We start from the raw sequence: 25,703 nt of genomic DNA, 5'->3' as shown, positions 1-25,703 counted from the left end.
TTTCATCTTTAACTAGCCTTTTCGACTTTGTGACGTGTATAAATAAAATATAAAAACATAACGAAAAGGGCGACGGAAGATGAAAGTAGTAGTTATTGATGATTATAGACCAACATTAGAAATGATTGAAGCAATGCTTGAACATATTGAAAATATTTCAATTTATCCGTTTGAGGATGCAGATGAAGCATACGCATATATTTTATCGCAACATGTAGATGTCATTTTAATGGATATTTGTATGCCGAAAACAGACGGTATTGAATGGTGTCGGCGCTTTAAACAACATGAGCAATTACAACACGTTCCTGTATTAATGGTCACCGGTTACGATGAGGAACAAAAATTAGAAGAAGCGTTTGCAGCCGGGGCATTTGACTACATTCGCAAGCCGTTTACCATGGTTGAACTGATTGCTCGTGTTCAATTGGCGTATCGCCAAAAAGAAACGATGGATCAACTGAAACGAACGAACGAAGCATATATGGAAAGTTATCGACATATGTGGGCGATGCAAAAAAAGATGAACGAAGATTTACACTTAGCTCGACTCGTTCAAGAAGGTTTGCTCCCTGAACGAATGAATAATGAACATATTCATTTTGTTGGGACGTATATTCCGTCCTCACAACTGTCTGGCGATTTGTATTTTTGGCAGCAAGTTCGCCCCCATATGTATGCTTTTATCGTAATTGATGTCATGGGGCATGGCGTTGCATCTGCGCTCGTTGCTATGTCGATTCGTTCGCTATTACACGGATTAATGACAAAAGTGACTGAACCGCTTGCGGTTGTGCATGAATTAAATCGACATGCTTTTCAATTGTTTGGAAAGGAAACGAAATATTATTTTACAGCTTTTTACGGAACGATTGATGTGAAAACAAAAGTGATAGAATATGTGAATGCAGGACATCCTTCGGGAATATTCATGACTGATCAAAAAATGAAGTTTTTAAAAGAAGGAGGCATTCCAATCGGTATTGTACCAAATGCCCCATATAAAAAAGGGACGATTTCTTTTCAACATGAAGCGTACCTTATTCTCTACACAGATGGGCTAATAGAAGTGTTAGGTGAAGAATGTGCGAATCAACTTGCACATACGATGCAAATGGCTCATTCGTTTGATCAAATGGTAGAGAAGATCAATGAACAAGCACAATATGCGAAAGGAAATGACGATATTACGTTTGTTTCCATTCATGTAAAATAGCGATCTGTTCACAGATCGCTATTTTACGTCTACCATTTGATCCAATTGACAAATCGATAATATATGCTTAATAGGTGCTGAAACACCGGTCATTTCAATTCGCATTCGATCTTTTAATGGATACAGCCAGCTAATAAGCAACCGAACACCAGAGCTATCAATAAACCGAACAGCAGATAAGTCAATTTGTAAAAGAGATGTATCCCACGACTGTGATTGAATCATTTCTTCCATGATACGTGATGTTTCAAAGTTAATATCTTGCTGAAAAGAGACAACGATTTTGTCATGATATGTTATAATGTCAATCATATTTCTCCCCCTTTTTTCGTGCAATCATAACGATTGCGCGCGTTCCTTTTTCGTCAAATGAAAAATGTGAGGCGAGTTGTTGAATGAGAAAAAGTCCGCGTCCCCCTTCTTGTTGTGTGAAATGAGGAGGGAGGTTGTTTAGTTGTTTTTCCCATTCAAACCCATCACCTTGATCGATCACTTCGATGACGATCGTTTCATCTGACCAACTGATATATACGTTTGCGTCTTTTTTTGTAGAGTGACGAATAACATTTGAAACAAGCTCCCATAATACGAGTTGTACTGTATATTTTTGCATGTCGTCTAGCTGGATACAACGATCTAATTGCTCGAGCATCGCTGAGATCATCGTGCTATAATTTGTTTCATTTAGTTGAGCTTGAATCATTGTTTCTTAACTGAATAAAAAGTTGTTGAATATATGGATGTTTATAATCCCCTTGATGCTCGAGGCGGTACAATTGACTCCATAAAGAATTATACGTTGAACGAAACGAAATAGGGATATGTTCTCCAAATGAACGTTGTAAATGCATGAGACGAAACTTTGCATAATTTCGTGATGGTACGTCGTTTGGAAGAAGTCCCATGTCGATTCGCACAAGTTGTTCATTTGCTTCGTGAAGTAATGTTTCTGCCATTTCATCTATATGCGCAAACGTTCGTTGCTCGTATTTCAGCCGTGGGTGTTTCATCGTCATCTTTCCTCCGTTTAACCATTACGAATTAAATTTTTCTGTCAACTCTTGATTTAAGTCGTTTAACTGTTCGGCCATTTCAGCAATTTGTGATGCGGCTGATGAAATTTCATCAAACATTTGATGAAACTGTGTAATAAGTGAAGTAAACTGATCAATTTTTTTGCTTGTTGATCTCACATCGGTAACGGACTGATCAAAAATATGAACAATGCTTTCATTTGCTTGCCGGAATGCGCGCGTTTCCTCGACAATTTGTTGAAACGCATGTTCAAACTTTCGAATCGTTTGTTGTACGACATCAATATGATTTTGAATGTAATCAAGCGATTGCTCGGTTTGTGCCGCGAGCTTTCGTACTTCATTTGCGACGACCGCAAATCCTTTTCCGTGTTCACCAGCACGCGCTGCTTCAATATTTGCATTTAACGATAAAATGTTTGTTTGATTTGAAATGCTACGAATCGCATTGACGATTTCCCCGATTTTCCGCGAGCTATCTGTTAGCTCATTCGTCAACGACTTTGTTCCTTCAATTAGTTTTGCGACACCATCTAATTTTGTTAACGTTTGCTTCACATCTTCTTTTCCTTTTTCCACCCGTTCAGTCATTTGCACCGACTGGTGTTGGATGTTTGTCACCTCATGTAACATATCTTGCACGTTTTTTTGTACTTCAAAAATGGAAGCAGTCGTTTCTTCTGCGCTTGACGCAAGTGTTGTAGATGATTCTGTTAACCGATGTTGTAACTCTGCAATTTCGTTTAATTTCATCATCGAAGACGTATACGCCTCAATATATGTTTCAATAGCGATTTGCATATCCAATGAACAAAGTTTAGCGAACGAACGATATACGTTCGTTGCTTCTGTTGGAGGCAACTCTTCCATTAATATGCGGAGCACTTCATTTTGAATAATGGTATAAGCGCCTAAATACCATTCTGGGAATAATCCGATGCGGTTATGAACGTTGCCGATTACTTTTCGACGAATCACGTACTGTTCGCCAATTTCTCCAGATACCATATCCATTAAATAAGCGCGCAATGTTTGTTTTAAGCGATCGATCGTTGAATGATTGTCAATAATGTTTCTTAAATGCGGCATCTGTCCAACTTGATCGTAAAACGCATTGACAATTCGTTCGACATGTTTAGCAAAAAGTGGGCGAATCGCAGCGAGTTGTTGTACATCTTCTTCTGTCAGCCCGACGAAAGTGACTTGCTGTTTTCGATCGCTTGAAAGAAGTTGGCGATAATATGTTGTTACATGTGAAGGTGTAGAAAGATGAAGAGTCGCATCTTCTTTTTCTTTTTGATGCTTTTTTCGAAACAGTTGAATTGCCCCCGCTTCATTAAAAAGGGCGTGAAATGGACATTTTGACATCGTGTTCCCTCCATTTACTTAAAAAAAATCCCCTAGAATATTATATCATGTGCAACAAAAATAAGAAGGAAAATTTTTATGTTATTTCCGAGGGAAGCGCAAAAAATGACAAAGTTTTCCCTTCTTGTCGAATGAAAAAGAATGAAGTAGAATGTATATTTGTGAACAATATGAATTGCGGAGAGAGAAGCGATGAGCAAAAAAATTTTATATTTATTTTTCGTTTTAATTGGGGCTACCGTCGTTATTTTTGCGAATATGAAACATAATATTTATACGTTCATGTAAAATAGGTATTTCCATTAGTACATGTATCCCCCTTCGTACATACGCTAGAAGTGTAACAAACTTTAATGCGAAAGGGGTATGAAATATGCATTGTCGTCCGAATATGATGCCGCCGATCGTTCATCCAACAAAATGTTGTACACAACATCAAATGCAAACAACGATTGTGCCGCACATTCATCCGTCACATACGACGTATGTGAACCATCATGTGTTCCAACATCAGCATTATTTTCCGCATACACAATCTGTTGTGAACGATGTATCACACCAACATGTTGTTTGTCCAGGGCCTGGTCCGTTCCCACGACCATTTTAACCGAAGGCAATTCGCCTTCGGTTTTTTGTCGAAAAAAAAGACGAAGTTTGTGAAAATGAAAAATTGACAACGACTGCTTTTTTTGAAAGAATAGGTGTAGACATGGATAATTGAGGTGAGCAAACGTGCTTTCGGATCGCATCAACTTAACAGCAAAAGACATTCTCGAAAAAGAGTTTAAAATAAGCATGCGTGGATATAACCAAGATGAAGTGGATCGCTTTCTTGATTTAATTATTAAAGACTATGAAACATTTCATCAAATGATTGAACAATTACAACAAGAAAATACCCGCCTAAAAAGCCAATTGCAGGAGGCGCAAAAACGTCAGCCATCTCAATCAGGAACGACGAACTTTGATATTTTACAACGTCTTTCTAATTTAGAAAAACATGTTTTTGGTAGCAAACTTTATGAATGAATATTCCAATTTTTTCTATTGATTTGGCTCATCGTTTCGGATATACTATCATATGCTTACATGAATCATGTTCGGGTAATCGCTGCGATGCGTATGCATCGTAGAGGAAAGTCCATGCTCGCACGGTGCTGAGATGCCCGTAGTGTTCGTGCCTAGCGAATCCATAAGCTAGGGCAGTCTGGCAATAAGCTGGGCTGACGGCAGGGAAAGAGCCTACGTCCGCAACGGATATGGCTCGATTACCTTTAAAGTGCCACAGTGACGTAGTCTTGCTGGAAACGGCAAGAGTGGAACGCGGTAAACCCCACGAGTGAGAAACCCAAATAATGGTAGGGGCACCTTCTCGAAGGAAATGAACGGAGAGAAGGACAGGCATAAGCCTGTAGATAGATGATTACCGCCGAAGTACGAGGCGCAAGCCGTTTGCAGTACGACGGAACAGAACATGGCTTACAGAACATGGTTCATGGCATGACTCTCCTGCATCACGCTAGGGGAGTTTTTGTTTTTTGGGGGGAAATATGAGGGGAGAGTCTGATGTGAACAAAAAGTTGTCATCTTTGTTTGAAACAGATACATTTTTATCTATTGCCCATACGATTATTCAAGAAGCAGATGAAGGAATGATTGTCACGGATGGGCAAGGGCGTATTTTGTTAGCGAATCCGGCGTTTGAAACAGTGACGGGTTATACACAAGAAGAGGTGTTAGGAAAAAAACCGAACATTCTCCGTTCCGGTTTACATGATCGGAAGTTTTATGAAAACATGTGGGAGACGTTGCGCAATCATGGAGTTTGGAAAGGAGAAATTTGGAATAAACGAAAAAACGGCGAACTGTTTGTTGAATGGCTAACGATTAAAGCAGTCTATGACGCTACGGGAGTTCCGACGCATTATGTTGCGATTTTTTCAGATGTGACGCAACATAAACGAACGATGGAGCAATTAGCACGGTTATCCAATTATGATTTATTAACAAACGTTCCAAATCGCCAATTATTTATGAAACGTCTGCAACATTTACTTGATGTAGTTCGGCGTTACAATCAGCAATTAGCCATTTTGTTTTTCGATTTAGATCGATTTAAGTATATTAATGATGAACTCGGTCATTATAGCGGAGACATCCTACTAAAAAAAGTGGCTAATCGTTTGAAAAAGTTATTGCGCACGAAAGATACGCTTGCACGCATTGGTGGGGACGAATTTGTCGTCATTTTGCCTAAACTAAAAGATGTGCAAGAAGCAATAACAATAGCAGAACAAATGATTGAGGCACTTCAAGCTCCATTTATGCTGAATGGAAAAGACGTATACATTTCAGCAAGCATTGGGATCAGCATGTATCCAAACGATGGAGATGATGGAGAGACGTTGTTACGTCGAGCGGATCGTGCAATGCAAAAAGCGAAAGAAAGCGGACGAAATCGCTTTGAGTTATATACCGCTAAATTGGATTATCAAAGCGAAGTTGTGACGTTAGAAAATTATTTACGAAAAGCGTTGGAACGAAATGAGTTATTCATTTGTTATCAGCCGATCGTGAATATGAAGACGAAAAAAATTGAAGCGCTTGAGGCGTTAATGCGTTGGAAGCAGCCAAACATCGGATTCGTTTCGCCGGCTCAATTTATTCCACTTGCAGAAGAAACGGGGCTTATTGTTCCGATGACGAAGTGGCTATTTGAACAAGCGTGCATACATATAAAGGCGATCCATCAATTCGCCCCACATATGAAAATAGGAGTAAATATTTCTGCCGTACATTTCCAACAAGACGATTTCGTCGAACAATTATCAACGATTGTGAAAGAAAATGATGTGCATCCACGCTTTTTTAAATTAGAACTGACGGAAAGTACGATTATGCCAAATGCTGAAGAGTCTGTTCAAAAACTCGTACAGCTGAAACAATGCGGCTTTAAACTAGCCATTGATGACTTTGGGACAGGTTTTTCTTCATTAAGTTATTTGCATCGCTTTCCAATCGACATTTTAAAAATTGATCAATCGTTTATTCGTCGCTTATCTTTATATAGCGATGATGCAACGATCGTATCAACGATTATTATGATGGCGCATCATTTACATTTATCTGTTGTCGCAGAAGGGGTCGAGACGGGGCAACAATATGAGTTTTTAAGCCAACAGCAATGTGATATGGCACAAGGATATTACATCGCTAAGCCGATGCAAATAGATGAAGTGCAACTATTTATTCGGGAATGGGATGCTATACATGAATGAAAGGTGAAAACATATGGGACAAATGACATTCATTGCTACTGCGGCGATGGGACTTGAATCGATCGTTGCAGACGAAGTGCGCGCGCTTGGCTATGACTGTGAAGTAGAAAATGGGAAAGTGACATTTGTTGCAGATGAGCGGGCGATTTGTCGCACGAACTTATGGCTTCGCACAGCCGATCGTGTAAAAATCAAAGTAGGTGAATTTCCGGCGACAACGTTTGATGAGTTGTTTGAACAAACGAAAGCGTTACCATGGGCGCAATTTTTGCCGATAGATGCCCAATTCCCCGTTGTCGGAAAATCCGTCAAATCAAAATTGTTTAGCGTATCTGATTGTCAGGCAATCGTAAAAAAAGCGATTGTTGAACATTTAAAACAACATTATCACATTTCTTGGTTTGAGGAAACAGGCGCGTTATTTCGTATTGAAGTAGCTTTACATAAAGATATCGCTACATTAACGATCGATACGAGTGGAGCAGGATTGCATAAAAGAGGTTATCGCGTCAAACAAGGGGAAGCACCATTAAAGGAAACATTAGCAGCAGCGCTCGTTCAATTAACGAATTGGACGCCAGATCGTCCGTTTGTTGATCCATTTTGTGGATCAGGAACGATCGCAATTGAAGCAGCGTTAATTGGACAAAATATCGCGCCGGGATTTAATCGCGAGTTTGTATGTGAGCACTGGAATTGGATCCCATCTCGCTTATGGGACGAAGCAAGAGAAGAGGCGGAAGATGTAGCGCGTTATGACCAACCGTTGCATATTGTCGGATTTGATATTGATCATCGCATGGTCGATATAGCGAAAATAAATGCCCAAGAGGCTGGATTAGCAGATTTAATTACATTTAAACAAATGCAAGTAAAAGATTTTCGGACGAAAGACGAATACGGTGTCATCGTCGGCAATCCGCCTTATAGTGAGCGATTAGGAGAAAAAGAAGAAGTGGAACAATTGTATCGAGAAATGGGAAAAACATTTGCAGCTCTCGATACGTGGTCGATCTATATGTTAACTTCTCACCGTCAATTTGAGCAATTGTATGGTAGACGTGCAACAAAACGACGAAAATTGTTCAACGGTTTTATCGAAACGCAATATTATCAATTTTGGGGACCTCGTCCGCCACGTTCGTACGAAAAGCTGTCTCGCTGACAGCTTTTTCTTTTCAACTTCATTGACTTCTTTCTTTTTTTGATCGATAATTAATGTTTGTGTACTTCGTTTAAATTGATGGAGGGGCTAAAAAATATGAGCAAATATCCGTTTACATTAAACAAAAATGAAAACTTTTTTGATAAATTGAATGAATGGATTGGGGACGTTTTTTACGATATTTTACCTGAAGCAGGGTTTGAATTACGCGATGAACAAATTTTTATGGCATTTCAACTTGAGCGAGCATTTAAAGAGAAAAAAGTGATGTTCGCCGAGGCGGGTGTAGGGACAGGAAAAACGATCGTATATTTACTTTATGCTATTTGCTATGCACGTTATATCGGAAAGCCTGCGATTATTGCTTGCGCAGATGAAACGTTAATTGAACAGCTTGTCAAAAAAGAAGGAGATATTGCGAAAATTTCGCGCGTCTTAAACATGGACATTGATGTTCGACTAGCCAAATCGTCAGATCAATATTTATGTTTAAACAAATTAGACGAAGTATTAATGACGGAAGAAGAGGAGTTGTACGAGCAAATTTTTGATGAACTGCCTCCTTTTGTTCATGATCATGCTCCACTTCAAACGTTTTATCATTACGGTGATCGAAAAGACTATGCTCATTTAAGTGATGAACAATGGTCAAAAATTGCTTGGGATCCGTTTCAAGACTGTTTAGCGTGCGAAAAACGTCATCGCTGTGGTCAAACGTTATCGCGCGACTATTATCGGAAAGCAGCGGATTTAATTATTTGTTCGCACGATTTTTACATGGAACATATTTGGACGTATGAAGCGCGGAAACGTGAGGGACAGCTTCCACTTTTGCCTGAAGCGAGCTGTGTCATTTTTGACGAAGGGCATTTATTAGAGTTTGCCGCTCAAAAAGCGTTGACGTATCGTATGAAAGAAACGACGTTAGAGACATTGCTTTCTCGTTTATTAGAAAATGATATTCGTGAACAATTAGCTTATTTAATTGAAGATACATTAGAACTGAGTGTACGTTTTTTTGATGAATTAATGAATCATGCGAAAGCTGTACCGGGATCGAATCGTCAAGAATTAACGTTTACTCCATCTCTTTTGCAACTTGCACAAAATTTACAAACAAAAGTTGAGCAAATTGGAGATGAACTCGTCTTTGAAAGTGAGACGTACACGATTGATCACTATCACTTAAAAGTTGTTGATGAGTACCTCGATCAAATTCATCACTCCTTGCACTTATTTATTCACAACCGAGATGCAATTACATGGCTTGAATCATCGCTAGATGGCAATACGCTTGTGATTATGCCGAGAACGGTACAGGAAGTGTTGCGGGAAAAAGTATTTTCTAAACGCATGCCATTTATTTTTTCGTCTGCCACACTATCAAATGAAAAATCATTTGATTATATGGCAAAAAGTCTAGGAATTGACGAATATATATCGTTTCATGTCGATTCCCCGTTTGACTACGATGAACAAATGAACATTTACATGCCAATATTTGAAAAGAACGAACGTATATTTGAAGAGAAATACGCGTATGCCTTAGAAAAAATACGCGAAACGAATGGGCGTGCTCTCGTATTGTTCCCAACGCGCGAACAATTGAATGAATTTAAAGCTCGTGCCCAGCGTGAAGAACAATTTTCTTTCTTATTTGAAGGGGATCAAGAAATTAGTGAACTTGTTTCTCGCTTTCAAAATGAAGAAGAGACGATTTTATGTGCCCAACATTTATGGGAAGGATTAGACATTCCAGGCCCTTCATTAAGCAACGTGATTATTTGGGCGCTTCCTTACCCTCCAAATGACCCTGTTTTTCAGGCGAAGCGAAAGGAAGCGGACAATCCGTTTTGGGAGGTTGATGTTCCGTATATGATTTTACGATTGCGACAAGGAATCGGGCGCCTTATTCGTCAACGAGATGATCGAGGAATCGTATGTATTTTTGTAACAGATGATGAACCGATGCAAGTAATCGAGGCGATCAAACGTGTATTACCGACAGATGTACAAAAAAAATAAAGGAATCATTGTAAGTATTGTAGAATAACAAATACAGAATGGAGGGAAGAAGATGAAGACAAGTATTCAAGAAGTAGAAAAGCAATTTCTCCAATACGTCAAAAAAATGATGGCATATAAAGAAGCCATTTCACTTATGTATTGGGATTTGCGCACAGGGGCACCGAAAAAAGGGGTTGACCAACGTTCTGAAGTAATCGGGATGTTGTCGCAAGAAGTGTTTCGTATGTCGACTTCAGAACAAATGGCCGCATATATTGCGGAACTTTCCGCTAAGTCGGTACAAGAACAATTATCACCTGTTACCCGTTATACGTTAGCAGAATGTCAAAAAGAGTATGAGCGCAATAAAAAAATTCCTGCTGATGAATATAAACAATATGTTATTTTGCAATCAAAAGCGGAAAGCGTATGGGAAGAAGCGAAAGCAAAATCTGACTTTTCCCTTTTTGAACCATATTTAAAACAGCTTGTTGACTTTACAAAACGTTTCATTACATATTGGGGAACAAACGGACACCCATATAATACGCTATTAGATTTATATGAGCCGGGCGTGACAGTCGATTTATTAGATGATGTGTTTTCAAAACTACGTCATCATATTGTTCCGCTCGTTCAGCAAATTAGCCAGTCCCGTCACAAACCGGAAACGAGCTTTCTATTTCAACCGTTTCCGAAAGAAAAGCAAAAAGCATTTAGTTTGGCGCTGTTAAAAGAGTTAGGTTACGATTTTGATGCAGGTCGGCTAGATGAAACTGTACATCCTTTTGCTATTACATTAAATGATGGGGACGTCCGAATTACAACGAAATATGACGAAAACGATTTCCGAACAGCCATATTTGGTACAATTCACGAATGTGGTCATGCCCTTTACGAACAACATATTTCTAAAGAATTGGCAGGTACACCGTTGTACGATGGAACGTCAATGGGGATTCATGAATCCCAATCGTTGTTTTATGAAAACTTTATTGCTCGTCATTATTCATTTTGGAAGCGATATTATCGTTTATTACAACAATATGCTCCGCATTTTTCGCATGTTTCGTTAGACGATTTTTATCGTGCGATTAATGAGTCGAAACCGTCCCTTATTCGTATTGAAGCTGATGAGCTGACGTATCCATTACACATCATTGTTCGATATGAAATGGAAAAAGCGTTGTTTGATGATGCCATTGAAGTGAAAGATTTACCATACATTTGGAACGAAAAATACGAAGCGTATTTAGGTATTCGTCCAGAGCGTGATGCGGAAGGAATTCTTCAAGATGTGCATTGGGCTGGAGGAAGTTTTGGTTATTTTCCATCGTATGCACTTGGATATATGTATGCGGCACAGTTTAAACATACGATGGAGAAAGAACTGCCATTTCATCAGTTGCTTGAAAATGGGGAACTTGTTCGTATTCGAGAATGGCTTACAAAGCATGTTCACCAATTCGGAAAAACGAAAAAACCGCTCGATATTTTACATGAAGTAACTGGAGAAGGTTTAAATCCAATCTACTTAATCAACTACTTAGAAGAAAAATATAAACATATTTATCGATTATAAAAAAACCGGGCGAATGCCCGGTTTTTTTACCAAAGTTTAAACCCTTTTGATCCAGGAGGTGCATTTTGGATCATATCGATAAATGGAACTGTATATGCGATTAAAATGAGTACAACCGCAATACCGATCCACAATTTCCAGTTTTCGAACACAAGTGGTGTACGTTCAGCCTGCTCAGCTACTTCTGCAACAGGGAACTCTGTTTCACCTTTTGGAGCGAAAAATGCTAAGTTTGTTACGATAATGAGCACGAGAATAATACCGATGAATAAAATCGTTCCACCAACCGCTTGAGCGATTTGATAAGGAATCCATTCTAATGCTTGTGGTGCATCGCCGTATGTTGAAAATGCTGAACGGCGTGGGGCACCAAGTAACCCTGCAAAATGCATCGCACTAGACATGAAAATCATACCGATGGACCAAACGATTGTTTGGATAATTGCTAGACGATTCATTGCTTTTGTCATGACGCGTCCTGTTAAGTGTGGGATAAGCCAATAAGCTCCCCCAAAGAATGTCAATACGACTGTTGTCGCTAATGTTAAGTGGAAGTGACCAGTTACCCAAATCGTATTATGGACGACTTGGTTTAATTGGTGTGATGCGTTGACAAGACCACCAGCACCAGCAGGGATAAAGAACAACATACCGACAAATGGCGCAAAGAAACGTGCATCACCCCAAGGAAGTTTTCGTAACCATCCGAATAATCCTGTTGCTCCTTTTGAGCGACCGTACATTTCAAACGTTGCGAACATTGAGAACGCAGTCATTAATGATGGAATAACGACCATAAACGTTAAGACAACTTGTAAGTATTTCCAAGCTGGATCAATTCCAGGTTCCACAAGTTGATGGTGGAAACCGACAGGAATCGAGAAAATTAAGAATAAGATGAATGACATACGAGCAAGGGAGTCTGAAAACATTTTTCCACCAATAATTTTTGGAATAATTGCATACCAAATCATATATGCCGGTAATAACCAGAAATATACGAGCGGGTGACCGAAATACCAGAACAATGTTCGGCTTACGAGCACGTTAATCCGATCGACATAACCTAATGACCAAGGAATAAGCTGGAATAATACAGTCGCTGCTACACCGAGCGAACAAACGAGCCATAATACCATGTTGACAACAGACATAAATGTAAGCAACGGACTGACTTGACCCGGATGAGCTTTTTTCCATTTTGCATAATGAGCGAACATAGCAAAACCGCTAATCCAGCTACCGACCACAACAAGCGTTAAACCGATATAAAAACCTGCATGTGCTTGTAGTGGGGCATAAAATGTATATAAAACAGAAGCTTCACCGATTAAAATGTAAAAGGCAGTAATCGCTGTACCGATTGTCATGAGCCAAAAACCGATCCAACCCCAAAACCGCACGCGGTCAGAAAGCGTTCCGGCAGTACGACTTACAGCAGCAAATTGGAAACCGATAATGAAAAATGTAGTTAAAACGAGTCCAAGCAATACGCCATGCGTTGTTAAAATCGTATAATAGCTAATGCCTGCCGGCAATTCAAATTTTCCAGAGCGCACAAGCACTTGTAATAGACCAGCAAGTCCTCCTAACGCAAGTGCAACGAAAGCGACATAAATATGGGCCATGGCTAATTTGCCATCACGTGCATCAACTTTCCATGTTCCGTTCATCATTGTTCAACCACCTTCACTTTCGCCGTCATTAAGTGGTGACCGGCACCGCAATATTCATTACATAAAATGACGTACTCGCCAACTTTATCAAATGTTTGTGTGTAGCTACTGACGTATCCAGGTTCAACCATCATGTTTACGTTCGTTCCAGCCATTTCAAACCCGTGGATCACGTCTTTCGTTGCGACATTGATCGTTACTTTTGCTCCTTTTGGAATTTCGACTTGGTTTGGTGTATACGCAAATGCAGAAGCAACGATGTTCAATTGATATTCATTATCTCCCGTTTTAACAAGGCCTGGTTTATCAAATGGTGGTGTTTGATCGACTTTTTCCGGATCGATCGTTGTTAAACAGCTTGGTGGTTGCGTTCCTTGCGCAAATGCACCGACTCCTAAGACGGCTAAAAATACGAATAACGAACCGATGCCGAAAAACAGCCAAATTTTTTCATACTTATGCATGTGCATAACGTCTCGTCTCCTTTCTCTCTATAAGCGATTTAAAAACAAGAAATATACGCTTACCCACGTGAAAATGAGGAAAAACCCTAAAAACAAAACAGAAGCAAGTGTTCCTTTTAATGCGGGTTCTTTCTCCACTTTTGTTTTCGGTGTGTTTGTGTTTAATTGAGTTTTCATTCCCACCCCTCCTTTCCTAAATAAACCTTAAATAGAAATGTATACACTTACATCATACAAAACAATTTGTGAAATGAAACGCTTTCTTCAGATGTTTCACAAATTGTTCATTCGTTACTTTACCATCATCATAACCGTAAAAATAAGGGGTATCTGTGACTTTTGTCACACGCATTTTGTGAGGTTGTGAAAAAAGTGTGAAATATTTAGAAAAAGATGGCTATGGCATAAAAAAAGAAGCTTACAAGCGCAAGCTTCTCATTTATTCATTATCAATTGTTAAAATAAGTTGTAATTCCCCATTGCTTTCGAAGTGGATCGGTACGCGAAAAGCTTTGTCAAAACCGTAAATTTTTGTTTGACCAACAAGAACAGTCGGAGGAGTAATATCAATGGTAATGCCTTTTTGTGATACGACTGTGGCCAAGTTTCCTGCGATCATATTCCCAAGTTCACCAGTAAATGATTCAAGCATTTCACCTTCTAACGGCATACCGAACATCGTTTCTCCGATTTTTCCAAACATCGTTTCATGTCCTTCAATGATTAGACGCCCACGTAAGTCTCCAGTCATCCCGATCAATACACTAATAGATGTTTGTGTAAAAGGTTGGACAAACAATGAAGGCTTATCAATTGTCATTGGTAGTGGGATAACAGACCGAATCGATTCGATCGTTCCATTTAAAATCGTTGTAATTTTCTCACCTAAAGCCATAAAAAAGACCCCCTTTTTTCTTCATCATAACAAATTTTTCACTTTGATGACATCATTTTTCGACACATCCAAACACGAATATATAAAAAACATAGTGACGAAACAACAAATTGCGTTATAATGAAAGTGCACAACAACATACCTCCTTTCAAAACGTCGAAAGCTTTCCTCCTATTGCTGAGAGGAAAGCTTTTCTATTTATTATGTATAAAATTTCTTTATTGGAAAAATATTATCTTTACCGAAAGGAGGAACATAGATGCCGAGTATTGTTGCAGTTGAATTAGCTAAACTTCCTTACCGCGTTTCACAAAACGAGGTGATGGTTGCCATAAAACGTATGTTTCAACACCGTTATGAACATATTGATCGGTTATTATCTATTTTTGAACATGATCATATTCAGTCAAGATCGTTTGTACAACCATTAGATTGGTATATGCAAACTCATTCGTTTGCTGAGAAAAATAAGCTGTATATTGAACATGCGGTTCGATATGGAAAAGAGGCGATCGAACGCTGTTTACGTCGTGGAAACATTGGTTTTGAAGACATTGAAGCGATGTTTTTTATTTCAACGACCGGAATTGCTACACCGAGCATTGAGGCAAGAATAATGAATGAACTTCCTTTTTCTGTACACATGAAACGCATTCCAATATGGGGGCTCGGATGTGCGGGTGGAGCAGCTGGCATCGCTCGGGCGGTAGATTACTGTCGAGCATATCCGAAAGCGAAAGTGCTTGTTCTTGCTGTGGAACTTTGCAGTCTAACGTTTCAAATGGATGATGTATCAAAAAGTAATCTTATTGGCACATCATTATTTGCTGATGGAGTAGGTTGCGCGTGTGTAGTAGGGGATGATGTACTGCAACAAAATGTCGTTCCTCAGGTGATTGATATGCAATCGATATTTATGTGTAACACGGAAGATGTCATGGGGTGGGATATAAAAGATCAAGGTTTTTATGTTGTGTTTTCTCGACATATTCCGACGATGATTCGTCAATCAATTGGCGAAATCGTAGAATTATTTTTAGGAAGAAGTGGAATCAAACTTTCCGAAATTGAACATTTTGTTTTGCACCCAGGTGGTAAAAAAGTGCTTGATGCGTATCAAGATGGTTTACACATCGATGAAGACAAGCTCGCTCATGCGATCACGGTTTTACGACAGTACGGAAATATGTCGTCTGTTACTGTGCTCGCTGTTTTACAACGTTTTTTAAAGCAGTCGATGACTCCACAGGGATACGGTTTAATGATGGCGATGGGACCGGGATTTAGTTGTGAACTTTTGTTGTTAAAATGGGGAGATAGGGTATGAAATGGAGCATATTTTTCTTTTTAATTGTTCAACGATTCGTTGAATTGTATTGGGCAAAAAGAAATGAACGATGGATGAAGGAGCGGGGGGCAAAGGAATTCGGACAAAATCACTATAAGTATATCGTATGTATGCATTGTTTATTTTTTGTTTCGCTCTTGCTAGAAGGGATTCGTAAACGTCCGTCACGATTGTGGTCTGTTTTGTTGAACATATTTGTCGTATTACAGTTATTCCGCCTTTGGATTATCGCTTCGCTTGGAAGGTATTGGAACACAAAAATTATTGTATTGCCAAAAGCAGAACGGGTACAGAGAGGTCCGTATCGATGGTTTCGTCATCCGAATTACCTCGTTGTTATTCTAGAATTCCTTGTTATTCCGCTTATGTTTCAAGCATATTGGACAGCTGTCATATTTACAATATGTAACGCATGCCTTTTATCTGTTCGTATTCGTGTAGAGGAGCAGGCGCTACGTTTATTAAAATCCCCCTAATAAGCAGGGGATTTTTTATGTATTTTTTTTGTGAACTACAGTAAAATGAAGGTAGATTTTTTAAAAGGGGTATGGGAAATGATGCAAATGACAAAAACAAAATCATTGCAACAATGGATATATCGACTGATTGCACTTCATGATGAATTTATGAAGATAGGTGACATGGCGCAGGCAAATAAAACGAAACAATTAATTAAAAAAGTGTATCATCAAGAATTTACAATCGCTTTTTGTGGTCATTTTTCTGCCGGAAAGTCTAGCTTAATTAATGAATTGATCGGTGATTCACTGTTGCCGTCTAGCCCTATTCCAACAAGTGCAAATCTTGTGAAAGTAAAAGCAGGGAAACCGTATGCACGCGTATATTATAAGTCTGGTCAAGCGATCGAATACGCAGCTCCTTACGATTACGAAGAAGTAAAAACGTTTTGTCTAGATGGCGATACAATTGATATGATTGAAATTAGCGATGAAACAGACACAATTCCAAGTGGAATTGTACTTATGGATACACCAGGAATTGATTCGACAGATGATGCCCATCGTTTGGCAACAGAGTCTGCCCTTCATTTAGCCGATGTTATATTTTATGTAATGGATTATAATCATGTTCAAGCAGAATTGAACTTTGAGTTTACAAAACGGTTGTCACAGTACGGAAAAACGTTATACTTAGTTGTAAATCAAATTGATAAACATCGTGAAGAAGAGCTTCCGTTTTCGCAGTTTACTCGTTCTGTTGAAGAGGCATTTCAGCAATGGGGAGTCACATTTGAACGCATGTTTTATACTTCGCTGAAACAAAAAGAGCATGTACATAATGAGTTCGATGAATTAAAACAGTTGTTGCAGTTGCTTTTTTGTGAAAAGGAGGAGCGGCTTGAGCAAAGTATACGTATTGCTGTCGAGCAAATGATTGATAATCATATGCATATGCTTATCGCTCAACAAGAGGAAGAAGAGCAACATATTCGTCAATCGCTTTCGTTTGAGGATGAAAGAATGCTTCTTGAGAAAATGGAAGAAACGGAGCAAGCGATTGATCATATAAAGAAAACGTGGTTGAGTGCAAAGCAGCATGTTGAACAGCAGTTAGAAGCGACGTTGCATAACGCCTATATGATGCCTTATGAAACGAGAGAGCATGCTCGTGCCTACTTAGAAGCATGTCAACCTGATTTTAAAGTTGGTTTTTTGTTTACAAAGCAAAAAACAGAGGAAGAACGACGGAAACGACTGCGTGCTTTTTATGAAGATTTGCGAAAAAAAATCGAAAGTCAGTTAGAATGGCATGTTCGTGACCTACTGAAACGTTTTTATCAACAATATGACGTTCATGACCACGAGTTATTACATCGTATTCAACAATTAACTGTTCCGTTTTCAGAACAATGGATTGTTGAACGAAAGCCAAATCAGCCGCTTGTTACAGGGGATTATGTATTAACGTATACAAACGATATAGCGAATGAAATAAAACGGTTATATCGCGATGCGGCTCTTCAACTCGCGGAGCAAATAATTGAAAAAGGGAAGGCGCAACAACGGTTAAATATATATGAGCAACAACTAGATGAGCTGATAAAGGAGCGAGCGCGTTGGGAGCAATTGAAGCAACTTGTTTATCATCGTAAACATACGCGTGAACAATTGCAAAAAGTCGTTGACCATGCAACACCGTTAAGCGATGATGCGATTTATCCATTTATTCACGAGACGTTTACGATGCGAATAAGCAATCAAAAGAAAGAAGAAGTTCCACAGGAAAAGGAAGCGGTGCAAGAAGAACGTCCAATTCAAACGGTGCAAATGGCAAATGAGACGGTTGAGCAAACGATCGAAAAACTACGGGCCATTAGCCAAATGATTGCTCCGATTGAAGGGATGAAACAGCTAGCGAAAGAAATGGGCGAAAAAATTCAACAACTTCAACAACGGACGTTTACAATTGCTCTATTCGGGGCGTTTAGTGCAGGAAAATCTTCATTTGCAAACGCGTTAATAGGTGAACACGTCTTACCTGTTTCACCTCATCCAACGACGGCGACAATAAATAAAATTGTTCCGCCGACAGACGAGCATCCACATGGAACCGTAGTTGTACAAGTAAAAACGGAGCAACAGCTTTTAAACGATTTGCAACACTCTTTGCGCTTTTTCGGCGTGCAAGTTCATTCGTTACAAGAGGCGATCGAAGAAAGCAAAAAAGCTATTCGTAATGAAGCTATTGATGCAAAAGAGCGTGTACATTGGGCATTTTTACAAGCTGTCGTGCGCGGTTATGAACAAATGAAAGAAAATCTAGGGCGATTGCTTGTCATCTCATTTCAGCAATTTCACGAATATGTAGCAAATGAAACGAAATCGTGTTTTGTTGAATGGATTGAATTGTATTATGATTGTCCGCTCACTCGTGAAAATATTATTCTTGTCGATACACCAGGAGCCGATTCTGTAAATGCTCGTCATACAGGAGTAGCATTTAATTACATTAAAAATGCTGATGCGATTTTCTTTGTCACATATTATAACCATGCGTTTTCCAAAGCGGATCGTGAATTTTTAATTCAGCTTGGTCGTGTGAAAGATACATTTAGTTTAGATAAAATGTTTTTCATCATTAATGCAGCTGACCTAGCTCATACAGAAGAGGAATTGCAGTCGGTCGTTCGTTATGTAAAAGAGCAGCTTTTGCAATTTGGTATTCGCCATCCACGTCTTTTTCCATTATCGAGTAAATGGGCACTTGCAGAAAAAAACGGGGAAACATTCGATCATCATGTGTTATCGAATTCAGGAATGAGCACGTTCGAGCAAACATTTTATCCGTTTATCCATCATGAGATCGGCTCACTAGCCGTTGCCTCTGCTCGTTTGCAAATGAAGCAAGCGCGAAAACGGTTAGCAGAATATATTGCAGAAGCGAAGCAAAGCGATGATATAAAACGTAAAAAGTTGCACATCTTGCAGCAAGAGCGACAACAGCTTGAACAGATGATTGAACAATATGAAACAGACTATGATGTTCATGCAATCGAACAAGAGCTGAACGAGTTAGTTTATTATATTCAACAGCGCATTTCTTTCCGTCTGTCAGACTGGTTTAAAGAGTCGTTTAATCCATCTGTTTTGCATGACCGACAAACAAATATAAAAAAGGCGTTACAATTATGTTTAGATGAATTTTTATACTCTATCGGATTTGATTTGGCGCAAGAAATGCGTGCAACTAGCTTGCGAATAGAAGCGTTTATAAATAAACGTTACGATCTTCATTTTATGGCGTTAGAAAACCAGTGGAAACAAGTGCATGATCTTATTGTAACAAAAGTCGATCTTTCAAGTTTTCCGACGTTACAATTCCCGATCGCTTTTGAGCAAATCGATCGTAACGTGTTTAAAAAGGCGCTTTCGTTGTACAAAAATGCAAAATCATTTTTTGAAAAAGATGAAAAACGGCTCATGAAAGAAGAGCTAGAAAAACAATTACATGAGCCAATTGCGGCGTATGTAGCTGAACAAAAACAACGGTTGCTCGCGCATTATACAAAACAGTGGAATGTGATTATTGAGCAACTTCATTGTCATATGCGTGAACAACTAAATGAGCATTTTACAGGTTTATTTGCCGCATTAACGGCTAAAGCACCAATAGACGAATTACAACATATTTACGATATGATCGGAGGAATGGATGATGAATGAAGTTCACCAAGCGATTACAGCACATTCACAAAAGCAACATGCACTCGTTCGGGCGTTTATCGAGCTAGACGCGAAACGAGAAGCGTATATTGAGGAAGCCGTCTCTTTATGTCAACGCGGCGAATCGTTTTCTGTACACAACATTAACGAAATAACAAAACAAATAAATGAATTAGCTAAAAATGGAATTGTACCACAGCGAAAATATGTGACGGTTGACATGGTAAAGGAATATGTCCAAAAATTAAATAACAAATCGTCGTAGTGTAAAACGTCCCATTCGCGCATACTATTTGTGCATCATGTATAAAAAGGAGGGGAAAGCGATGGGACGAACAAAATTAGGAAATGCCAATGCGCAACGAAACAATAACGCAAAACAAAAAAACGACTTCAATAATGAGTTTGCTTCATATGCTGAAGTTGAAGTAAAAAAAATGAGCAACGAGCATAAAAATATTCGATAAGGCGCGCATATGCGCCTTTTTTTAAGATGAAAAATCGAAGGGCGGTATGTCGATGAAAAAGTGGCTCGCTATTATTATTTTATTTAGTTTTTTTGCATACATGCTTTGGGAACATATAACGGAAAGACAAACGATCGCAACCGGTATTCATATTGGAATGAAGGCACCGGACTTTTCTTTGCAAACGATTGATGGAAAAGTCATTCAACTTTCGCAATTGCGTGGAAAGGCAGTTATTGTGAACTTTTGGGCAACGTGGTGTCCACCTTGTCGCGCAGAAATGCCGGATATGCAAACGTTTTATGAGCGTTATGAAAAACAAATAGAAATTGTAGCCGTCAATGTGATGGTGAGAGATTCGAAAGAAAAAGTGAATCAGTTTGTAAAAGATTATCGTTTAACGTTTCCGGTTGTGCTAGATGTTGATGGACATGTCATGAAGCAATATGATATTCAACCGATTCCGACGTCGTTTATTATCGATCGACAAGGCATTATTCGTGAAAAGCAAATCGGTCCGATGTCGTATGAACAAATGGTGCAATATGTAGAGAAATGGGGGAAATAGCCGAGGAATCGGCTATTTTTTGTATATTTGTCATTATGTTTGGAAAAGATAGAAAAAAACAAAAAGTAGGTGAATACGTAATGAGGAAAATAAGAAAACGGACATTTGCAGAACTCGTGATGGAAAATAAACGACAACTATTAAACGATGCGAGGGCATTAGAAAAATTGGAAGAGAAAATGGAAACACGTTGGCTTCATAAAGCAGAGTAATATAGCCATACTATAAGGGAGAGGGGGATGAAAAATGGGCAATCCAAAAAGTAATCAACAACCATTTGTACCACAACATATCGGTACGAAGCCAAGAGCAGCAGGTGGCAATAAAGGAAAGCAAATGCAAGATCAATCTGGTCAACATCCACAAGTCATTCAAACGAAGGGTGAATAAGGGCGAATATTCGCCCTTATATAGTTTACATAATTATATTATGATAAACAATAAAGTTTGTATAACATGAAGAAAAACGTGCACGATAAAAGTGTACATTTTACTTTTACAAGGAGGATGATAAAATGAAGCCAAATTATGATGATCGTCGTGACAATGTAGAAAAATTACAGGACATGGTACAAAATACGCTTGAGAATATTGAAAGAGCAGAAGAGACGATGGCGTTCGCTAGTCCAGAGGAGCGTGAAAAAATTAGGGAAAAAAATCATCGCCGTGAAGAAGCAATTGAGGCGATGCGAGCAGAAATCAAAGATGAAGCAAGAGCTCGTGAAAGAGGATATGAATGATAAAAGCCGCATACGTGCGGCTTTTTGTATGCTCTGTTTACATGTTCTTATGTATGGTACAATAAAAAAATAAATTATTGTTATTTCGGAGAGTGAGAACGAATGATGATTTCACAAAAAGAAATTGAAGTGCGTTACGCAGAAACAGATCAAATGGGGGTTGTTTACCATGCCAATTATTTAGTTTGGTTAGAAATCGGACGAGCCCATTTTATTCAACAACTTGGTTTTCAATATGCTGATATGGAGAAAAGGGGAATTGTGTCTCCGGTTATTGATTTGCAAATTTCTTATAAAAAGCCTTTACGCTATGGAGAGACAGCCACTATTAAAACGTGGGTAGAGTCATATGACGGCATTCGGGTTGTTTATGGGTATGAAGTGTTAACGCCAACAAATGAAATCGCAGCAACAGCAACTTCAAAACATGTTTGCGTGTCGAAAGAAACGTTTCAACCTGTTTTAATCAGAAAATATTTTCCTGATTGGCATGAAGCGTATGAACGGGCAAAAAAAAGATAAAAGCGGGCCATCCCGCTTTTATCTATATGTAAATATTGGCTCGTTTCGTTCTTCGTCAAACTCAATATGCAAATCATGGTCATCAAAATACCACGTATCGTTTTGTTCAATAAAAAAGATAATTCCTTCTTTTTCTAATTTTACTGCAGCGTCGATCGGGCTTTCTTTATTCACTCCTAAAGAAAAACCTTTTTGTACGGTGCTACATCCACCGTATCGAGCAAAAAAACGAACGTAGTCTCCAGGCTGTAGTTGCAGTTCCTCTTTGTACCATGCAAATGCTTCGTCACACATGTATATGTTCATTGTATTCACCATCCTTCACAAATGATTATAAAATAACGAGAAATATTTTTCTATTTTGCGCACTCATTGTGAGAAAAAATGAAAAAGGAACTATACAAATGGTGGCAAAACATGTATCATTAATGCGTAATGAACGTGAAAGCGAAAGGAGTGACGTTTCCGTTATGAGCAGGGCGAGTACAAATGAACCAGAACCAGCAATAATAGGGGAAGTCGTTTCGTTTTTTTTCGCTGGGACGTACTGCTCACGAACGAAACAGACGCTCCAACGACAAAAAAGCGGTGCTTCCCTTTTGTAGAGAAGATAAGGGGGGTTACGCCATGATGAACATTTATTTATCTAATGAGCAAGGAAAATTAGAAGAAATTCACGAGTTGAAAAATGGCTGTTGGGTTAATCTCGTCTCCCCAACGGAAAGTGAAATTCGCTACATTTCAGAACATCTGAACATTCCGATTGATTCTATTAAAGATGCGCTCGATGATGAAGAGCGTTCACGTATTGAAAAAGAAGATAATCATGTATTAATTATCGTCGATATCCCAATTATTACGTACGATGAAGGGAACATTCCAACATATGAAACCATTCCAATTGGAATGATTATTACAAATACATGCTTTATTACTGTATGCCTCCAAGAAAATCCGATTTTTGAAGAGTTTACGAAAAGTAAGGTAAAAAACTTTTATACGTATATGAAAACACGTTTTGCCTTACAAATGTTATATATGATTTCGACGTATTATTTAAGATATTTAAAACAAATTAATCGCAAAACGAGTGAAATTGAAAAGCAGCTACATCAATCGATGCAAAATAAAGAATTGTTTTCGTTGCTTAGTTTAGAAAAGAGCCTCGTTTATTTTACAACATCATTAAAAGCGAACAATATTGTGATGGAACGGCTGCTTCGCTTGAATTATTTACGGATGTATGAAGATGATCAAGAGTTGTTAGAAGATGTCATTATTGAAAATAAACAAGCGATTGAAATGACAGAGGTGTATAGTAGCATTTTAAGCGGAATGATGGATGCATTCGCTTCTGTCATTTCGAACAATTTAAATATTGTAATGAAATTTTTAGCTGCTATTACGATTGTTATTTCTTTTCCAACGATGGTGACAAGTTTTTACGGAATGAACGTTCCGATTCCGTATCAAGACAAGCCATATGCGTATTTAGTTGCTTTAGGAATCTCTTTCGTTCTTTCAAGTGTGACTGCGTTTGTTTTTTGGAAGAAACGTTATTTTTAAAAGGACGGTACATGCCGTTCTTTTTTTTTGTACAAAACAAACACGAACATTTATTGTTTTTTTAAAAAAAAAGATCGTTTTTTATTGACTGTTTATGTCCTATTTAGTATATTAACATTCGGAAAATGAAAGGTGAGGGATGAATAATGAACAATCGTTATGATGTGATCGTTGTTGGAGCTGGTCCAACAGGGATTTTTACTTGTTATGAATTAACGTTAAAATTACCGGGTGCACGCGTGCTGCTCATTGATAAAGGACACGATATTTATAAGCGAAACTGTCCCATTTTGCAAAAGAAAATCGAAAAATGCCCACCGCCAGTTGGAAAAAAAGATTATGCTGGATGTCTACCTGCTTGTTCCATTACAAATGGATTTGGAGGAGCTGGGGCTTATTCAGACGGGAAGTTTAACATTACGAGCGAATTTGGCGGATGGATGACGGATTACTTACCTGCCTCGACAGTGTTACAACTTATCCGATATGTTGACGAAATTAATTTAAAACATGGCGCTACTCAGTCTCTGACTGATCCGCTGACAGATGAAGTGAAGGAAATAGAAAGACGCGCTTATGCGGCTGGGTTGAAACTTCTGCGCGCGCAAGTTCGCCATCTTGGTACAGAACAAAACTTACAAATTTTAAAGAGTATATATGAATATTTACGAACGCATATTGATATGATGTTTAAAACCGAAGTGAGCGACATTTTAACCGAAACAGTCGATGGCACGAATCATGTCAAAGGAGTTCAACTAAAAAACGGAGATATGCTATATGCCAATCGTGTCGTCATTGCTCCTGGGCGTGATGGATCAGCTTGGTTATCGAACATATTGAAACGTCGCGGGTTGAAAATGATCAATAATCAAGTTGATATTGGTGTTCGTGTCGAAACGTCTAACGTAGTAATGGAAGAAATTAATACACATTTGTATGAAGGGAAGTTTATTTTTAACACATCCGTTGGAACACAAGTTCGAACGTTTTGTAGTAATCCGTCTGGGCATGTTGTTGTCGAGAATCATTCTGGTATTATGCTCGCGAACGGTCATGCATATAAAGATCCGAAGCTAGGAAGTAATAATACAAACTTTGCTCTTCTTGTATCTCATAAATTTTCTGAGCCATTTGATCAGCCGAACGAATATGCACAGCAAATTTCTCGTTTAGCGAATGCGTTATCTAACGGTGGGATTATTGTGCAAAAATATGGGGATATTTTGAAGGGAAGACGTTCAACCGAAAAACGAATGAAAGAAGGATTTATTGAACCAACGTTAAAAGAAGCTGTTCCAGGGGATTTAGGTCTCGTTCTTCCATATAACACGATGAAAAGTTTAATCGAAATGACAGAAGCGTTGAACAAAGTTACTCCAGGTATTGCTTCAGAACATACGCTCTTTTATGGGGTAGAAGCAAAGTTTTATTCCGCGCGTCCGAAATTAACCGAACGTTTTGAAACAGAAATTTCAGGGTTATATGTCGGAGGAGATGGTGCTGGAATTACGCGCGGACTGGCACAGGCTGGGGCATGTGGGGTATGGATTGCTCGACATATTGTAGAAACGTATAGCTAGCGAGACGTTCTCGCTAGCTTTCTTTTGTTAACTTATATAA

At 38.7% G+C, this 25,703-nt stretch carries 29 protein-coding genes and 1 other RNA gene; 21 read left to right on the top strand and 9 right to left on the bottom strand.

The window, feature by feature from the left end; all coding sequences use genetic code 11:
- The first annotated feature begins 79 nt into the window (after positions 1-79).
- Positions 80-1,216 (top strand): fused response regulator/phosphatase, encoded by a 1,137-nt coding sequence (locus AFK25_RS07745; protein ID WP_019417716.1) that lies wholly within the window; start codon positions 80-82, stop codon positions 1,214-1,216.
- An 18-nt stretch (positions 1,217-1,234) separates the two neighbouring features.
- Here AFK25_RS07745 and AFK25_RS07740 read toward each other — a convergent pair whose 3' ends face one another.
- The 4 genes from AFK25_RS07740 to AFK25_RS07725 are packed head-to-tail and all read right to left on the bottom strand — an operon-like array spanning position 1,235 to position 3,618.
- Entirely contained in the window at positions 1,235-1,528 is a 294-nt protein-coding gene (locus tag AFK25_RS07740; protein ID WP_019417715.1) for an STAS domain-containing protein, read from the bottom strand.
- Positions 1,521-1,919 carry an ATP-binding protein gene (locus tag AFK25_RS07735; protein WP_035066351.1) on the bottom strand — a complete coding sequence of 133 codons (399 nt, stop codon included), beginning with the start codon at positions 1,917-1,919 and terminating at the stop codon, positions 1,521-1,523. Before AFK25_RS07735 ends, AFK25_RS07740 begins: the two co-directional genes overlap by 8 nt.
- A complete protein-coding gene (locus AFK25_RS07730) occupies positions 1,897-2,226 on the bottom strand; it encodes a hypothetical protein (RefSeq protein WP_009361308.1) in 330 nt (109 codons plus the stop codon). The genes AFK25_RS07735 and AFK25_RS07730 overlap by 23 nt, the downstream gene beginning before the upstream one ends.
- A 24-nt stretch (positions 2,227-2,250) precedes the next feature.
- Positions 2,251-3,618 (bottom strand): globin-coupled sensor protein, encoded by a 1,368-nt coding sequence (locus tag AFK25_RS07725; protein WP_035066353.1) that lies wholly within the window; start codon positions 3,616-3,618, stop codon positions 2,251-2,253.
- A 373-nt stretch (positions 3,619-3,991) separates the two neighbouring features.
- Between AFK25_RS07725 and AFK25_RS07720 the strand changes: the two genes are divergently transcribed.
- The 7 genes from AFK25_RS07720 to AFK25_RS07695 all read left to right on the top strand — a co-directional run bounded on the left by AFK25_RS07720 (position 3,992) and on the right by AFK25_RS07695 (position 11,650).
- Positions 3,992-4,225 carry a CotD family spore coat protein gene (locus AFK25_RS07720; protein WP_009361305.1) on the top strand — a complete coding sequence of 78 codons (234 nt, stop codon included), beginning with the start codon at positions 3,992-3,994 and terminating at the stop codon, positions 4,223-4,225.
- A 125-nt stretch (positions 4,226-4,350) separates the two neighbouring features.
- Positions 4,351-4,647 carry a cell division regulator GpsB gene (gene gpsB, locus AFK25_RS07715; RefSeq protein WP_009361304.1) on the top strand — a complete coding sequence of 99 codons (297 nt, stop codon included), beginning with the start codon at positions 4,351-4,353 and terminating at the stop codon, positions 4,645-4,647.
- A 67-nt stretch (positions 4,648-4,714) separates the two neighbouring features.
- Positions 4,715-5,105, top strand: an RNA gene (rnpB, locus tag AFK25_RS14820) — RNase P RNA component class B.
- Positions 5,106-5,186: 81 nt separating this feature from the next.
- Positions 5,187-6,896 carry a putative bifunctional diguanylate cyclase/phosphodiesterase gene (locus tag AFK25_RS07710; RefSeq protein ID WP_035066354.1) on the top strand — a complete coding sequence of 570 codons (1,710 nt, stop codon included), beginning with the start codon at positions 5,187-5,189 and terminating at the stop codon, positions 6,894-6,896.
- A gap of 13 nt (positions 6,897-6,909) precedes the next feature.
- Complete coding sequence (locus tag AFK25_RS07705; protein ID WP_035066356.1) at positions 6,910-8,061, top strand: THUMP domain-containing class I SAM-dependent RNA methyltransferase; 1,152 nt, start codon at positions 6,910-6,912, stop codon at positions 8,059-8,061.
- A 96-nt stretch (positions 8,062-8,157) separates the two neighbouring features.
- Positions 8,158-10,086 (top strand): ATP-dependent DNA helicase, encoded by a 1,929-nt coding sequence (locus tag AFK25_RS07700; RefSeq protein WP_035066358.1) that lies wholly within the window; start codon positions 8,158-8,160, stop codon positions 10,084-10,086.
- Positions 10,087-10,138: 52 nt separating this feature from the next.
- Entirely contained in the window at positions 10,139-11,650 is a 1,512-nt protein-coding gene (locus AFK25_RS07695) for a carboxypeptidase M32 (protein ID WP_035066361.1), read from the top strand.
- 26 nt (positions 11,651-11,676) lie between these two features.
- On the opposite strand, the gene AFK25_RS07690 is transcribed toward AFK25_RS07695, so the two are convergent.
- From AFK25_RS07690 to AFK25_RS07675, 4 genes are all read right to left on the bottom strand, one after another.
- Positions 11,677-13,326, bottom strand: coding sequence for a b(o/a)3-type cytochrome-c oxidase subunit 1 (locus AFK25_RS07690; protein ID WP_019417709.1), 1,650 nt, complete (start codon positions 13,324-13,326; stop codon positions 11,677-11,679).
- Positions 13,323-13,796, bottom strand: coding sequence for a cytochrome c oxidase subunit II (locus AFK25_RS07685; protein WP_006318623.1), 474 nt, complete (start codon positions 13,794-13,796; stop codon positions 13,323-13,325). The genes AFK25_RS07690 and AFK25_RS07685 overlap by 4 nt, the downstream gene beginning before the upstream one ends.
- A gap of 21 nt (positions 13,797-13,817) precedes the next feature.
- On the bottom strand, positions 13,818-13,967 hold the full coding sequence (locus AFK25_RS07680) for a cytochrome c oxidase subunit 2A (protein WP_009361298.1): 150 nt from the start codon (positions 13,965-13,967) through the stop codon (positions 13,818-13,820).
- Positions 13,968-14,229: 262 nt separating this feature from the next.
- A complete protein-coding gene (locus AFK25_RS07675) occupies positions 14,230-14,685 on the bottom strand; it encodes a chemotaxis protein CheX (RefSeq protein ID WP_026011682.1) in 456 nt (151 codons plus the stop codon).
- A 259-nt stretch (positions 14,686-14,944) separates the two neighbouring features.
- Here AFK25_RS07675 and AFK25_RS07670 point away from each other — a divergent pair, with 259 nt between their 5' ends.
- The 10 genes from AFK25_RS07670 (at position 14,945) to AFK25_RS07630 (ending at position 22,514) form a co-directional block, all read left to right on the top strand.
- Positions 14,945-16,012, top strand: coding sequence for a type III polyketide synthase (locus tag AFK25_RS07670; protein WP_035066363.1), 1,068 nt, complete (start codon positions 14,945-14,947; stop codon positions 16,010-16,012).
- Positions 16,009-16,509 (top strand): isoprenylcysteine carboxyl methyltransferase family protein, encoded by a 501-nt coding sequence (locus tag AFK25_RS07665; RefSeq protein ID WP_035066365.1) that lies wholly within the window; start codon positions 16,009-16,011, stop codon positions 16,507-16,509. The genes AFK25_RS07670 and AFK25_RS07665 overlap by 4 nt, the downstream gene beginning before the upstream one ends.
- Positions 16,510-16,587: 78 nt before the next feature.
- Positions 16,588-20,217 (top strand): dynamin family protein, encoded by a 3,630-nt coding sequence (locus AFK25_RS07660; RefSeq protein ID WP_035066367.1) that lies wholly within the window; start codon positions 16,588-16,590, stop codon positions 20,215-20,217.
- Positions 20,210-20,482, top strand: coding sequence for a YpbS family protein (locus AFK25_RS07655; protein WP_035066369.1), 273 nt, complete (start codon positions 20,210-20,212; stop codon positions 20,480-20,482). Before AFK25_RS07660 ends, AFK25_RS07655 begins: the two co-directional genes overlap by 8 nt.
- 61 nt (positions 20,483-20,543) lie before the next feature.
- A complete protein-coding gene (locus AFK25_RS15115) occupies positions 20,544-20,684 on the top strand; it encodes a hypothetical protein (protein ID WP_009361292.1) in 141 nt (46 codons plus the stop codon).
- Positions 20,685-20,736: 52 nt separating this feature from the next.
- On the top strand, positions 20,737-21,252 hold the full coding sequence (locus tag AFK25_RS07650; protein WP_009361291.1) for a peroxiredoxin family protein: 516 nt from the start codon (positions 20,737-20,739) through the stop codon (positions 21,250-21,252).
- Positions 21,253-21,332: 80 nt separating this feature from the next.
- Positions 21,333-21,464: an FbpB family small basic protein gene (locus tag AFK25_RS14815; RefSeq protein WP_009361290.1), complete on the top strand. Its 132-nt coding sequence runs from the start codon at positions 21,333-21,335 to the stop codon at positions 21,462-21,464.
- 34 nt (positions 21,465-21,498) lie between these two features.
- Positions 21,499-21,642, top strand: coding sequence for an acid-soluble spore protein N (locus AFK25_RS07640; RefSeq protein WP_003396082.1), 144 nt, complete (start codon positions 21,499-21,501; stop codon positions 21,640-21,642).
- Positions 21,643-21,767: 125 nt separating this feature from the next.
- Complete coding sequence (gene tlp, locus AFK25_RS07635; RefSeq protein ID WP_009361289.1) at positions 21,768-21,992, top strand: small acid-soluble spore protein Tlp; 225 nt, start codon at positions 21,768-21,770, stop codon at positions 21,990-21,992.
- Positions 21,993-22,094: 102 nt separating this feature from the next.
- Positions 22,095-22,514 carry an acyl-CoA thioesterase gene (locus tag AFK25_RS07630; protein WP_019417703.1) on the top strand — a complete coding sequence of 140 codons (420 nt, stop codon included), beginning with the start codon at positions 22,095-22,097 and terminating at the stop codon, positions 22,512-22,514.
- Positions 22,515-22,532: 18 nt separating this feature from the next.
- Here AFK25_RS07630 and AFK25_RS07625 read toward each other — a convergent pair whose 3' ends face one another.
- Positions 22,533-22,820 carry a HesB/YadR/YfhF family protein gene (locus AFK25_RS07625; RefSeq protein WP_026011680.1) on the bottom strand — a complete coding sequence of 96 codons (288 nt, stop codon included), beginning with the start codon at positions 22,818-22,820 and terminating at the stop codon, positions 22,533-22,535.
- A gap of 98 nt (positions 22,821-22,918) precedes the next feature.
- On the opposite strand from AFK25_RS07625, the gene AFK25_RS07620 reads away from it, so the two are divergent.
- The 3 genes from AFK25_RS07620 (at position 22,919) to AFK25_RS07610 (ending at position 25,663) form a co-directional block, all read left to right on the top strand.
- The gene (locus AFK25_RS07620) at positions 22,919-23,119 is read left to right on the top strand and encodes a hypothetical protein (RefSeq protein WP_035066371.1); all 201 of its coding nucleotides are present in this window, start codon (positions 22,919-22,921) and stop codon (positions 23,117-23,119) included.
- A 22-nt stretch (positions 23,120-23,141) separates the two neighbouring features.
- Entirely contained in the window at positions 23,142-24,080 is a 939-nt protein-coding gene (locus tag AFK25_RS07615) for a magnesium transporter CorA family protein (RefSeq protein ID WP_009361285.1), read from the top strand.
- Positions 24,081-24,226: 146 nt separating this feature from the next.
- Complete coding sequence (locus AFK25_RS07610; RefSeq protein ID WP_009361284.1) at positions 24,227-25,663, top strand: NAD(P)/FAD-dependent oxidoreductase; 1,437 nt, start codon at positions 24,227-24,229, stop codon at positions 25,661-25,663.
- Positions 25,664-25,703: the final 40 nt, after the last annotated feature.

Source organism: Anoxybacillus gonensis (genome assembly GCF_001187595.1).
GTDB classification, from domain to species: domain Bacteria; phylum Bacillota; class Bacilli; order Bacillales; family Anoxybacillaceae; genus Anoxybacillus; species Anoxybacillus gonensis.
Note: the sequence above shows the minus strand (reverse complement) of the source record. Positions and strands in the feature narration are given on the sequence as shown.